Below are 13338 nucleotides of genomic sequence, written 5' to 3'. Positions count from 1 at the left end.
TGATTTCAAAAGATTTCAAAAACGGCAGATTTTTTACGTACTATGTATGTATAGATATGCGTTTTGCAACACGTTCATGGAAGATAAAACGATTACATTTCCATTTTACTATGATTTGGATGAAAAGACAAAATAATATTACTTTTATTATTTTTCCTATTTCTATTATTTTTCCCACTTCTTTATCCGTGTAATTGTGTAAATAAAGAAAAAAGAGCCATTGTTGCTCACCCTTTGATAAAATCACAGTCCACTAAAATAAGAGAGAAAGCAACAATGACTCTATGTTCTGGTAAGCTATATATATGTAAATGGTAACTTCGATATGAGCCGATCTATAAAAATAACTTTCACCATATGTTTGAAGCAACGATTCCTAACAAAATTCCGATCATTGCACTTGATAGTGTACCAATCAGATAATACTCCGCGAATTGTTTATGTTCAAATTGCTTAAATCGAGTTAATGTTTTTAAGGCTGCTAAAAAGGCAAGTCCCTGTGGTAAATCGATCATCATCAGAATCACGATAAGAGTCCTCTCTAACATGCCGATGATTTGACCAATTTTTGCTGGTGAATCATGAAAATACTGTTCTGTTTTGATAGTGATAATTTCTGTTTCTTTTTTTCCGTCACTTTCATATTTCGTTTTTACTTCTGTCTTTTCATCTGATAAGCGGTATATTCCTTCTTGTAATTCGTTGTTTGGAGCCATATTTTGCAAAAGAATTCCAAGGAAATAACCAGCTCCATAGGTGGCTAAAATAAAAACGCAAATGGTAGCGGCGATCTTTTCATAAATACCAAAATCACCATAAAACACTTGGATATTATCCATAAATGACCATTCTGACGTAGTGAAATAATGAAGTACAAAAATAATAGACAAAAAGTGAAGAATTTGATCAATAAGAAACAACAGTGCTTGACTACTTACTCTATTCATTTTTTTGCTTAATTTCATTTTTCCATAATCAATCACATAATGGGAAATAGAGATCAAAAAAATGGCTTGTCCCAATGAGCGAAGGGTCGCGCTCGTAACGGATGGATTCGCGAAAGCAATCACGAGACTAGCCATTCCCATTAAAAGAGCATGAATGGCAACATGCTTGATGAGTGTCGCTATGGGTTTATTCTTTCTCTGCTCGATGAATTGATCCGATTGAAAAATAAACTCCCCTAGCAAATGAGCAGCGTAAAAATAAATCCACAAATTTATCGCTCCCTACGATTCAAAAGATTTTCATACAACAATAACAATTGAGTAAAGCTGTCTTCCACTGCTTTTATTTTTTGGTAATCCGCACGTTTCAGTAAGTAGCTGACAGTGGAAATGGGTGATTTGTATCCTAAATATTTTCCAATTTTTTCATACGTCCATTCAGGAAATTGTTCCATCAATTCGATGACTTGTTTTTGCTTATCCGTCCATTTTCGTTTGGTTGTGACGATAACATTTAATAATGCGTTAAGTGGTTCGTGTGGAACAAGTTCGGATGAAAAATAAAAGCTTGTCTCGTTTTCAATATCATTCCAAATTTTTGCTTTCTCGCTTTTTTCCTTTAGATGTTTGTCCCTTGCGGCAAATGCATGTAACACCGCACTTCCATTCATCGTATGAACGTTTATTTCATCCGTTTCCAGTTCGCCTATCCCAATGCCTAAATAAAAGGGACAACGACGGAGCTGTGACTGTTGGAAAATATGACTGATCAGCGAATAGGCATTGGAAAAGTTTTTCATGACGCCAATGAGTTCATCGCCATTCCGAATGGCAAACGGAACGAGCAAGTCATGCTCAAATTGTTTGTTGATGGTCTGTTGGCATTCTTCCAGTACGTCAATTAAATGATCTTTCTTCATCCGTTTAGATTGTTTAACATCTGCTGCGAAACAGATTGCTGGCGTTGGTTTCATAATATCCCTCTTTTTGTTGATGTATATATATCAATGTTATGGATGTTGTTGAAAAAACATCAATATATTATGTACTGATACAAGGATAGTAAAAATTCGCTACATTTTCAACAACCAATTTATTGTGAACAGTGATGGTTTTACATCACACAAGCTTTCAAAAATCTCTCTTGATATAAATTCTAAAAAATCAGGAAATGTTTAACTTGTTGAAAAATCAACTTGGACTTATATAGTAATTGTTTTATTTCAAGATTGGTTATAAAACGGACAATATATTTCGCTTTGCTTACACATCGATGGATTGACAATATTAAATGTGATTGCCATTAAAGAAACAGAACCCACTACGCCTTTTAACAATGCGTACCAAGGTGGATCTTTTTTATTTATATGTGGGATGTTTTATAGGATTAGAAGAAATACAAAATGTTACCCCCCAACTACATTCGATGAGCAACTAGAAATTTTACGACAACATCGATTGAAGATTGAAAATATGGATGTATCAAGGGCGATCTTAACAAGATTAAATTCCTAAAAAGAGAATGATTTATTTAAGGAAAATGTAACTTTTAAACATATATATAGGTTGTATGAATTTGATAAAAAGCTAAGACAATTATTGATTGGTGTACTTGAAAGTATGGAAATAGCCTTTCGAACTCACATTGCTTATGATCTTGCACATATTGGTTCACTAGGTTATGAAAAGAGTGAAAATTTATCTAATACCCTTAATTAGTTTACATAATTTAATTATAGTTAATTGTTGTGGCGGCAAATACCTGTTAGATTGTCTGTCATACTGCTGGAATCATCAAAATCAATAATAATTAGCTGAATCCCAAAAACCGCACCAATCGGTCTATTCACATTCGTGTTAATTATTTCAATACCAACAAGTATATCTAAGTAATGATGTTAGCATCGCGAATTTATATCATATTGATAAACTCAAATAATATTGATTATAGATTCGCCTTTCGAAGCAGTTTCCGAACGATATAAAGCATAGACTTCCGGAATCTTTTGATCGATAGAATAAGTAGTTAGCAAGGATTTAACACCTGCACAGCGATTAGGGATTACTGACAAAAAATTTGATCGGAATGACATCATTGATCTTAAATAGTTCGTCTATTAATTAGACGAACTGTTTTTATATCAAAATAATGTGTTAATAAACCGAAATGATTTAGACATCAGAAGTTTAAAACACATTACAGCTTAAGGGAAATGGTTTTAAGAAAATATATAAAAAATAGAAAATAGTGGAATTAAATATATGTTATTTTATATAATCAATATAATAAAATAGGATTGGTAAAAATTTGGAGCCAACAAATAATGGAACCGAAATTAACTTTAGAAAATCAAGCAAAAACAAGCGATGTAAAAGCAATTTTATTATATCTATTCTTATTTTACTTTGCTTGGTCATTAAAAGAATTATGGTTAGTAGAGTATATTCATTTATTTAATGAAACTATCGCAGCTTTTTTAACTGCGTTGGTTAAAATTTCTGTATGGATCCTTCCAGCTTGGTTATACATAAAATATTATCTAAACATATCCCCTGCTAATTACTTAAAAATAAATGTCAATGTAAAAAAAGGAGTATTTTGGGGAGGACTTCTTTCTTTACTGCTTGGTTTACGTTTTGTTTTTGAAGTTTATGTTCTTCATAAGCAAACATTTCATTTTGCGTTACCTTTAGATAGCTATCTCAATGTCTTTCTCTTGGCTGGAATTACGGAAGAAATCGTTTTTAGAGGATTTATTCTACAGGAAATCAATAAAAGAATGAGTTTTTGGAAAGCCAATGTTATTACAGCTCTATTGTTTTTAGTCATACATTATGCTGTTTGGATTTACAACGGTGAATTTTTTGATTTATGGGGACATATGTATGTTTTTATTCTAGGTTTAATTTTTGGATATGTTTACCGAAAGACAACTTCACTATGGTCAGTTGTTATTCTACATTCATTTCATAATCTCTTTGTTATTATAAGTTAAATTACTTTTTCATTGAGCTAGAACCTGCACATTTAGAACTTGAAGCCTTCTCGTCTAATAAAATCTCGTTAATATAAAACTAAAAAGAGGCGTATTATTTATAATATAATACGGCCTCTTTTGCCTTGATTATTTAAACTTTTGCATAAAACATTGTTTCAAGTTCTGCTCCTTCTCATTAGTGCAAATGTAAATTCCCTCTTTACAGCCACATAGAGATTGCTGATAACGGTCTCAATTTGTGTATCGGTTACACCTCATTGAACGGCGATATCCTTTAGTTTTATTCCTTCAGCGCTTTCTCACTTCAAGAAACCATTCATGTAGCTTTAAACTACCTGCAGAGCTTGCCACACATCCGCTTTCAGGTCATCGATGTGCTCGATGCCGACCGAGAATCTCACGAAATTGGATGGAATCCCCGCTGTCCGCATCTGCTCCTCGGTCATCACTCCTTCCCACATCGCTGCTGTATGTACCACAAGGGAATCGATTCCTCCCAGACTTACCGCATTAGGAGGCAGTTTCAATGCCGAAACGAACCGCTGAGTTTCTTCATAACCACCTTTAATGGCAAAGGCAATCACTGCTCCGAAACCTCGCATCTGACGTTTGGCCAACTCGTGCTGCGGATGGCTAGGAAGCCCCGGATAATACACACGCTCTACCTGTGGCTGTTTCTCCAAAAACTCAGCCAAGGATAAGGCGTTGGCATTAATGCGTTCCATTCGTATCGGAAGCGTACGCAGACCACGCAATAATAGCCATGCATCCATTGGCGAAAGGACCGAACCAATAGAAATATGCGTATGCCAAATACGCTCGGCTAACTCCTCGCTAGTGCAGATGACACCAGCTGTCAAATCATGGTGTCCGCCCAAATATTTTGTTGCACTATGAATAACGATATCAACCCCCAGATCGTGAGGACGTTGATTGATCGGTGACGCGAACGTGTTATCGGCCACGACAATGATGCCATTCGGACGGGCCAATTCCACCACGGCAGCCAAATCCGTCAACACCAAAGTCGGATTAGCTGGCGTCTCCACCATAATAAGCTTTGTGTTAGGCCGTATAGCTTCGGCAAAGGCTGTGATATCGGCTTGCTCTACCAGTGTTACTTCCACACCAAATCGCGGCAACATCTCATCCATGATCTTGGCGGTGCTCATATAATGCCGCGTCTGTGCAATCACATGATCTCCTGCGCCGACTAGAGCTAGAATGGTCGTAGCAATGGCCCCCATCCCGGAGCCAGTTACCAGTGCGGTTTCTGTTCCTTCAAGCTCAGCCATAATCTTCGTTACACGCTCATGCACTGGATTACCATAACGAGTGTAATACCGAGGATGGCGAGGTGTTCCCGCCATTTCCGCAAATTCACTCGAATTATGCGCACGAAACGTAGCTGTGTAATAAATTGCTGGTGCTACCGTCCTATCATCGGTTATCCAATCATCGCCGTGTACAACCAAGGTTTCAGTTCGGAGTCCTTCAAGATTCAATTCCTCATGATTATAACGTTTGTTCATCTACTTTCTCTCCTTTACTTTTCTAGATACTCGACTAGATACCTGATAAAAACAGTTGTTTTCGCTCTTCACAAATCCATCTTCGTGACAAAGGATTTATCCTTAACTCTTAACTGGAATGTTCCACTTTCCAAAAAATTCTTACACTTTATCTCAGACTACGTAAAGAATGATCGTTGAAAAAGATATAAAAAAATTTATCTTTCAATTTAAATAATGATAAAACCCCTTTTTATCCAGTAACCTTATGGTAGCCATTTTTACCGGTCTGAAAGCTTCAATCATTTGATTGATGGACTTTTCATTCTTTCATCACCCCGATTTACATTAATTCCCCCTCACAAATTACCCCTCATCCCTAAAACTCTCTCGATTTAACATATGGATGTGTGCTAGCTTATTTACGGACATCTTTTTCTTTATATTTTAGTTATTTGGTTCATAGATTTATTCTTTAATTTACAGAATTTTCTTTTTATATTTTAATAGATATTATATAATTTTTTTAAAAAAAGTAAACCCATGGTTCTAGATGATAAAGTTACTGACTATCAAAATAGCCCTTGCATGGAAATCCTTTTAAAATGAAAATAAAATCCTGCACTTGAAAGGAGAAGTTCCGTGCAGGAAGGCTTTTTATTTTCATTAACTTTTCATAAATCAAATTTCAATTATTAAGTAGGTAACCAAAAAAGATGGAGTTAAGATTTTGGGAAGAGACTTTTTCTTCTAAATGATATGTCCAACTGAACACAGAGTTTTTCGAAGAACATCAAAGAGACGGTTAATTTGCTTAAAGAATTAGAGTAGAGGAAAAGAACACAATAATTAGTTCCTAAAATTAAAGATTTCTCACACTGGCATAAACTTAAAAACCTTTGCCTTCTTCAACTATCCTGCTTCGTTACTTGAATAAGAAAAAGGTTCTCCCCCTTATTGAAGTAAAGCACCGGTTAATAAAAAAGGTTATTATTTTACTTTTATCGGAAATGCATAAATCGCATCTCCCTCTTCCCAACTAGTATGAATAACGTAAATAAAAGATCCTGCTTCTTTCGGAAGGATTATTGTGTTATTAGTTTTACCCTTTCAAAGTTTACACCATCATTTTTCCATATTCCTGCTTCTATGCCTGACGGCTGGTATCCAAAATTAATCAGCATCTTTGATTCAGACGGAACTACATTAAAATCCATTTCTTCTACAAGATCAGATGAGGCAATAGCATCTGCATCAACTGCCCGACCATTCTCCCACCAAGAATATGTTCCAATTTTATAATCAATCTCTTTACCATCTACGGTTAAAGTTGGTTTTGGTGGCTCCAATTCACCTAACTGACACCCTGTCATAAAAATCATCATAATGAATAATGACAATATCCTTCTCACCCATAATCCCTCCTTAGTAAATAAAACGATTATTGAAGGGATTTGTTTTAAAATAGCAAAAAATCAATTTCCTTCCTTCTTCAAAAAAACTGCCCCGTTAACACAATAAGAAATTTAAACGACTTTATGATTTTTGATTCATCACCATATTTTGTGATAAAGGTATAGAAAAATGAAAACACTTACGAAGTCCTGGCAATAATGTTAGCTACCACAACAAACATTACAGGAGGTTTCGTAAGTGCTTTCCATATCACTAGAATTTCGAGTTGTTAAACAAGAAATCCATTTTTGTCATCATTATCAACGCAATGTATCCGACCATCATATAGAAGGTACCATACGCAAAATTAGGAATATGCAAAATTCCGTATACGAGTGTTAATCATAGTACCACCAATGCGTAAACGCTTCCAAAAGTTAATCTGTTAAATAACTGCTGCACGAAAATCTCCATCCGTTCTCCTCCTTTTATGTAGATTTAGAGGAATCAGCCGTTCGATTCGTTTTTACTTTCTCCCATTCTTCTTCCTGGAGTTTCCTCCATAGTATTTTGCCGCTGCTTGTCATCGGAAATTCCTTTCTGAATTCCACATAACGCGGATATTTATAAGCAGCCATCTGCTTTTTCGACCATTCGATAATGTCTTCTTCACTCACTTTTCCTTCATAGCCTTCATTTAAGATGACAAATGCTTTTACGGTTTCACCTCTTTTTGGATCTGGAATGCCAACAACACATGCCTGTTGGACAGCCGGATGTTTGTAAAGATAGGACTCCACTTCAGTTGGCCAAACTTTGAAACCGGAAGCATTAATCATTCGTTTTACTCGGTCCACAATGAAGAAATAGCCTTCTTCATCGTAACGGCCCATATCTCCTGTCCGGAAAAACGATTTGCCATCGAGTTCAATAAAGGCGTTCCGGTTTTCTTGATCCCGGTTATAATAGCCGACCATCACCTGTGGACCATTGACGACAATTTCTCCGACCTCGCCAACTCCAAGCTCCTGATGTGTTACAGGATCAATGATACGGGCGTCTACATCAAATGTTGGAATACCTAGACATTGCATTTTAGGCCGATCTGGCGGATTGGTGTGGGTTTGGGCGATCGTTTCAGAAAGTCCATATCCTTCCACAAAATGTATCCCCGTCAATTTATAAAGCTTTTCACTCAATGCCTCAGGAAATGCAGCTCCTCCCCCTGAAATAGATGTTAGAGAAATGAGATCTTCCGCTTTTAATTTTGGATTTGATAAGAAATCGACCAGCATCGTACTGATTGTGACCCAATGAGTGCATTTTTGAGTCTTAATTAGCTCAATGGCCGTATCACGATTCCATCTGGTCATGATGACCATCCGGCTTCCGCTGTAGATTGGCATGTGCATGCTGTGGACCATACCAGTAACGTGAAAAAGCGGCAAGGTCATCAAGTGAACCGTATTGGTTGTAGCTCCTGACCAATGGTAAGCCCCGACAGTGTTTGCCTGAACGGTCCTGTTCGTATGCATACATCCTTTTGGCAGCCCGGTAGTGCCAGAAGTATATGGAAGAACGACAAGGTCATCGGCATTTGACAAATGTTCTCCAGGTGAAAAATTGGCGTTTATCGCATCCATCCATAGAAAATGATTAGGTTTGTCAAAAATGATTCTCGGAGCTTCTACTTCTTTTGGTAAACTTCCTTGAAAATCGTTACCGATATAATCTGAGTAAGCAGCTATAAGAAGATGATCGAGAGAGGTTGTGTTGAGTAGCGGAACCACTTTTTCATGCAATTCCTGTCCTATAATCGCATTCCTTATTTCACAATCTTTGATACAAAACTCTAATTCATTGGTTGTCAGCATGGGGTTGAGTGGAACAACAACGGCATTGGCTCTTAAAATCGCGTAGTAAGCAATAATAAATTGAGGAGAATTCTGCATAAATAATAAAACTCTATCACCTTTTGACACATCTAATGTTTGCTGTAAATATCCTGCCAGTGCATTCACCTCATCATCCAGTTGACGGTAACTGATTGTTTGTCCATAATAATAGATTGCATCATGTTCAGGATAACGTCTGGCAGTCACTTTGAGGTTATCGTACAGCGAGGTTTGTGGGACTGTTAAAGACTTTGTCATTTTTTTCGGCCAGAATTCATGGTGGAGGGTAAGCATACTGATCACTCCTTCACTTTAACTTTTGTTCGTATTCTGCCACCCGATTACCGGCAAAACATGCTTTAAACTCGCAGGTGGCTTCTTTCATGTTTTTTGTCATCGATAAATTTCGTCTTTTTTGAAAGAAGGCGAAGGCTATGGAAAGAGCGTATACAATCGGTTCTATATACTTTTTCCATGACAAAAAGTAATGGCGGCTCGTTTTACCGCTGATACTAACTAGTTAGTATGATTGATATGAAACGAATACTCTTATGACTTAAATAAAGTGAAACTTCATCCCTTACTGAGGTTACTTATCGCACTTCTAGCATCCGTTATCTCCGACCTGTAGAGGTAGGAGATAACAGGCGATTATAACGGGATCAAATTTTGCTAGATCCTCACTCAAAAAGAATCAATCTGATTTTTTAATTCCATTTAAAATCAAATCCATATATATTTCAGTAAGCTTTTCTTCCGATACTTCCCCCTCAGGATTAAACCAGTAATAACTCCAGTTTGTTATCCCTAAAATTCCAAATGTCAGCATATCCGGGTTAAGATGATTCTTAAATTCTCGTTTTCCTATTCCTTCTTCAATTAACTTTTGGTAATTTTCACGAAATACTTTTCGTTTCGCTTTAATTTCCTCCAAGTGCAGCTCATTTAAATGTCTCATTTCACGGAAGAAAATTCTCGCACTTCTCCGTTGGGTTTTGATGTTATGGATCAACATATAAACAATATCATATAGCTTTGCTGTACAATCCTGATTGGGATCTTCTAAAATTTCTTCCTGCTGTCTGATGAGATCCTCAATATAGGTCAAACAAATATCTTTTAACAATTCCTCTTTACTTTTGAAATAATAGTAAAATGTTCCTTTTGTCACTCCGATCGCTTCGACAATATCTTGTACGGATGTTTCTTTAAAACCCTTCTGATCAAATAGTTCAATGCTTGTTTCGATAATTTTTTCTTTCATGTTTTCTGTCCCTCTCACAAGAAGTTTTTCATTATTATAGCATAATAGTGATTTTTTTGAACCTTCACTTAATTTGATGGCTGTTCATACAATCCCAACCAATTGAAAGGTATGATTGTTAGTCCATTTATTCACGTTCGATAATGGTAGAAATCCCCTGGCCTCCTCCGATACACGCCGTAATAAGAGCATATCTTCCGCCGGAACGTTTTAATTCGTAGACCGCCTTTGTGATAAGGATGGCACCAGTTGCACCGAGCGGGTGTCCATGGGCTATCGCACCGCCATTAACATTTACTTTTTCCGAGTCCATGTTCAATTCTCTGTCACATGCAATCACTTGCGCAGCGAATGCCTCATTGATCTCAATGATATCGATATCTTCCAGAGAAAGCCCCGATTTTTCCAGCACTTTTCTTGTCGCTGGAACAGGTCCGATCCCCATAATATTAGGGTCTACACCTGCTACGGCATATTCTCTGACAACAGCTAACGGGGTTAAGCCCAACTCTTCTGCCTTTTCTCTCGACATGATTACTAATGCCGATGCTGCATCATTTAAACCGGAGCTATTCCCTGCTGTAACAGTGCCTCCTTCTAGAAAAGCAGGCGGGAGCTTTGATAACGCTTCCATCGTAGTTTGAGGGCGCGGGTGTTCATCGGTTTTGAATACGATCGGCTCTCCTTTTCTGACTGGAATGGTAATAGGAACAATTTGCTCATTAAACCGGCCTTCCTTCATTGCTATAGCCATTCTTTGCTGGCTTCTAAGCGCAAATTCGTCCTGTTCTTCTCTGCTAATCTTATATTTTTTTACGAGATTTTCTGCCGTAATTCCCATTGGAGGATCGCCAATTTCTTTCGGTGACAGCTGTGATTTCCGGAAATTCGGAGGGGTAGAACTGTACGGTTTTTCCGGACGGTCCATTAAATATGGCGCCCGGCTCATGCTTTCGATACCGCCGGCTATATAAATATCTCCGTCTCCAGCGCGAATCGCCTGTGTCGCCAGGATTACTGCATTGATTCCTGACCCGCACTGTCGGTCAACGGTTAACCCTGGAATTTCAATGGATAAACCAGTTTGTAACGCTGTTAATCTAGCAATATTTCCGCCGCCGCTCAAAACATTTCCCAAAATCACATCATCTATCATTTCAGGACTGATGTTTGCCCGTCTAATTGCTTCTTTTATCACTTCTGCTCCAAATATATGTGCCGGTACAGACGCAAGCGCACCTCCGTGTCTGCCTATGGCTGTGCGAACAGCTGAAACAATGACAGCATCTCTTTTCACTGTTTTCTTCACTCCCTATTAAAATTTATACAGAAAATTTGATGAAAGAATTGACATATTGCCTCCGGAATTTCTTCTAAACGTGTTAAAGAAGTATAGCCACTACCTTTCCGATCCATTAAGCAATCACAGTTTTTCTATTCACCGGGAAACTGCCGCCCTTTCCTACATATATCTATTTATCAACAACAAAATAGTATGGAAACCCAGTAACAAAGGAGATCCTTTTGCCACTGGGTTTTCTTTCATTTTCATGCTAAAAAATATGAGTGATGTCCGTCCCAGTGAAAGTTTTAAACAATACCTCTCCCTTTAAAACTTCATTTCCCTTTTGATTCACCGCCAGCACGTTAAAACGTAGTTGATTCCCCATTTTTTCTTCCAAAGTCGCTTTCAGTGTAATGACGTCGTTAAGGAAGACCATTCCTTTGAATCTGATCGAATAATCCTGTATAAACCCTTCTTCATAATAGGAGGTGAATAGCTTTGAGAGATTTCCCATTGTCCACATTCCGTGTGCAATAATACCCGGTAAACCGGCTTTTTTTGCTTCTTCATCGATTGTATGAATAGGATTGTAATCTCCGGAAGCCCCTGCATATTTAATTAAGTCCAGCCTCGAAACAGGGTTGAGCTGTACGTCCTCTAATGCCTCTCCAATTTTTAATTCTGCGATCTTTTTCAAACGATCATCTCCTTTCTTACCGCTTCTGTTATGATTACGGTCTGTTTGGAAGTGAAGATGATTTGACCTGATGGATCTTCTCCAAAGCTTTTAACCACTAGGAATCCCAGCTCACCGTGTTTTCCTTTTTTCTCATAGTAATTTTCCACTTTCGAGTAACATAGAATTTCTTCTCCAACTAGGAGCGGTCTCTCATAATGAAAGGTTTGCTCACCGTGAATAAGGCCCTTACTTGGAAGTTTCAATCCCTCAATCACCCCATAATCAAAGACTCTTGGGAATGTCGGGGGAGCGATATTGTTTTTATATCTTGATTTTTTTCCCGTTTCCTCATCCAAATAGATGGGGTGTGGGTCACCAATCGCTTCTGCAAACTTCTTAACAGCGCCTCTTTCGACAGTATTCTTGACCTTATTAGAGTATTTTCCAATGTGTTCCTCTAACATTTGATGATCACCTCGTTTCGTTTAATTTTTTGGTCCGCCAGCCACATATAATACTTGACCGTTAACAAAGGATGATTTCTCATCTGCAAAGAAGGCGACCGCATGGGCAATGTCGGACGGCTTTCCGCTTCTTCCAACAGGGATTTTTGAAACGGCTGCGTTAATAAGATCCTCAAATGAAATACCGAGTCTTCTTGCTGTTTCTTTCGTCATATCGGTTTCGATAAACCCAGGAGCTACCGCATTTGCAGTAATGCCATATTTTCCAAGTTCGATGGCAAGTGTTTTTGTAAACCCCTGCAATCCCGCTTTTGCTGTAGAATAATTGGCCTGACCGCGGTTTCCGAGAGCCGAAGTAGACGAAATATTAATGATCCGGCCATATTTTTTCTCTACCATATATTTTTGGGCGGCACGCGCGCAATAAAAGGCTCCCTTTAAATGGACATCCATTACTGTTTCCCAATCCGAGTCTGTCATTTTAAACAGCAGATTATCACGAATCACTCCTGCATTGTTCACAAGAATATCAATCGAACCAAACGTATCGACAACTTCTTTAACGGCACTTTCCACCTGGGCAGAATCTGTGACGTCTGCCACCCTAGAATAAACCTCATATCCTTTTTCTTTGAATTCACTGGTCGTTTCACTTAAGGCTTCTTCATTTAGATCAATAATCGCAACCTTTGCTCCTTCCTCCGCAAAGAGCTGAACGATGGCTTTTCCAATTCCGCGGCTTCCGCCTGTTACGAATGCCACTCTTCCTTCAAATCTTCCTGCCATTTTTCATTCCTCCCGAAATATATAAATTCAGTTTGAAATTCCGACATGTTTAATCCCCATCCACCTTTGTCTATACTGCTCCTAAACGGATCAATCAAAGGAGCGGATGAATG

The 13338-nt window shown here is 37.9% G+C and carries 11 protein-coding genes and 2 pseudogenes; 2 read left to right on the top strand and 11 right to left on the bottom strand.

What is annotated here, in order from left to right; genetic code table 11:
- Positions 1 to 350 precede the first annotated feature (350 nt).
- Both HNQ85_RS12080 and HNQ85_RS12075 read right to left on the bottom strand, forming a co-directional pair.
- On the bottom strand, positions 351 to 1217 hold the full coding sequence (locus HNQ85_RS12080) for a DUF3307 domain-containing protein (protein WP_181537988.1): 867 nt from the start codon (positions 1215 to 1217) through the stop codon (positions 351 to 353).
- A gap of 2 nt (positions 1218 to 1219) precedes the next feature.
- Positions 1220 to 1921 carry a SatD family protein gene (locus HNQ85_RS12075; RefSeq protein ID WP_181537987.1) on the bottom strand — a complete coding sequence of 234 codons (702 nt, stop codon included), beginning with the start codon at positions 1919 to 1921 and terminating at the stop codon, positions 1220 to 1222.
- 556 nt (positions 1922 to 2477) lie between these two features.
- Here HNQ85_RS12075 and HNQ85_RS18065 point away from each other — a divergent pair.
- Together HNQ85_RS18065 and HNQ85_RS12065 are read left to right on the top strand one after the other, a co-directional pair.
- A pseudogene (locus tag HNQ85_RS18065) lies at positions 2478 to 2666 on the top strand (Abi family protein); the annotation flags it as partial.
- A 605-nt stretch (positions 2667 to 3271) separates the two neighbouring features.
- Entirely contained in the window at positions 3272 to 3943 is a 672-nt protein-coding gene (locus HNQ85_RS12065) for a CPBP family intramembrane glutamic endopeptidase (RefSeq protein WP_181537986.1), read from the top strand.
- 329 nt (positions 3944 to 4272) lie between these two features.
- Here the strand turns inward: HNQ85_RS12065 and HNQ85_RS12060 are convergent, their stop codons facing one another.
- The 9 genes and pseudogenes from HNQ85_RS12060 to HNQ85_RS12025 form a co-directional block, all read right to left on the bottom strand.
- Entirely contained in the window at positions 4273 to 5478 is a 1206-nt protein-coding gene (locus tag HNQ85_RS12060) for a trans-sulfuration enzyme family protein (protein WP_181537985.1), read from the bottom strand.
- Positions 5479 to 6542: 1064 nt separating this feature from the next.
- Entirely contained in the window at positions 6543 to 6869 is a 327-nt protein-coding gene (locus tag HNQ85_RS12055; protein ID WP_181537984.1) for a hypothetical protein, read from the bottom strand.
- Between the two features lie 289 nt (positions 6870 to 7158).
- Positions 7159 to 7326, bottom strand: a pseudogene (locus HNQ85_RS17635) (ABC transporter permease subunit); the annotation flags it as partial.
- Between the two features lie 14 nt (positions 7327 to 7340).
- Positions 7341 to 9041, bottom strand: a complete 1701-nt coding sequence (locus HNQ85_RS12050; protein WP_181537983.1) for a long-chain fatty acid--CoA ligase — start codon at positions 9039 to 9041, stop codon at positions 7341 to 7343.
- Positions 9042 to 9441: 400 nt separating this feature from the next.
- Positions 9442 to 10011, bottom strand: a complete 570-nt coding sequence (locus tag HNQ85_RS12045; protein WP_181537982.1) for a TetR/AcrR family transcriptional regulator — start codon at positions 10009 to 10011, stop codon at positions 9442 to 9444.
- 127 nt (positions 10012 to 10138) lie between these two features.
- Complete coding sequence (locus HNQ85_RS12040; protein WP_181537981.1) at positions 10139 to 11308, bottom strand: acetyl-CoA C-acyltransferase; 1170 nt, start codon at positions 11306 to 11308, stop codon at positions 10139 to 10141.
- Positions 11309 to 11564: 256 nt separating this feature from the next.
- Positions 11565 to 11993 carry a MaoC/PaaZ C-terminal domain-containing protein gene (locus tag HNQ85_RS12035; protein WP_181537980.1) on the bottom strand — a complete coding sequence of 143 codons (429 nt, stop codon included), beginning with the start codon at positions 11991 to 11993 and terminating at the stop codon, positions 11565 to 11567.
- Positions 11990 to 12439, bottom strand: a complete 450-nt coding sequence (locus HNQ85_RS12030) for a MaoC family dehydratase N-terminal domain-containing protein (RefSeq protein ID WP_181537979.1) — start codon at positions 12437 to 12439, stop codon at positions 11990 to 11992. Before HNQ85_RS12030 ends, HNQ85_RS12035 begins: the two co-directional genes overlap by 4 nt.
- A gap of 21 nt (positions 12440 to 12460) precedes the next feature.
- Positions 12461 to 13225, bottom strand: a complete 765-nt coding sequence (locus HNQ85_RS12025) for a beta-ketoacyl-ACP reductase (RefSeq protein ID WP_181537978.1) — start codon at positions 13223 to 13225, stop codon at positions 12461 to 12463.
- Positions 13226 to 13338: the final 113 nt, after the last annotated feature.

It is taken from the genome of [Anoxybacillus] calidus (genome assembly GCF_013760845.1).
GTDB classification, from domain to species: domain Bacteria; phylum Bacillota; class Bacilli; order Bacillales; family Anoxybacillaceae; genus Paranoxybacillus; species Paranoxybacillus calidus.
The sequence above is the reverse complement of the archived record's forward strand: the minus strand, read 5'-3'. Positions and strand labels throughout refer to the sequence as shown.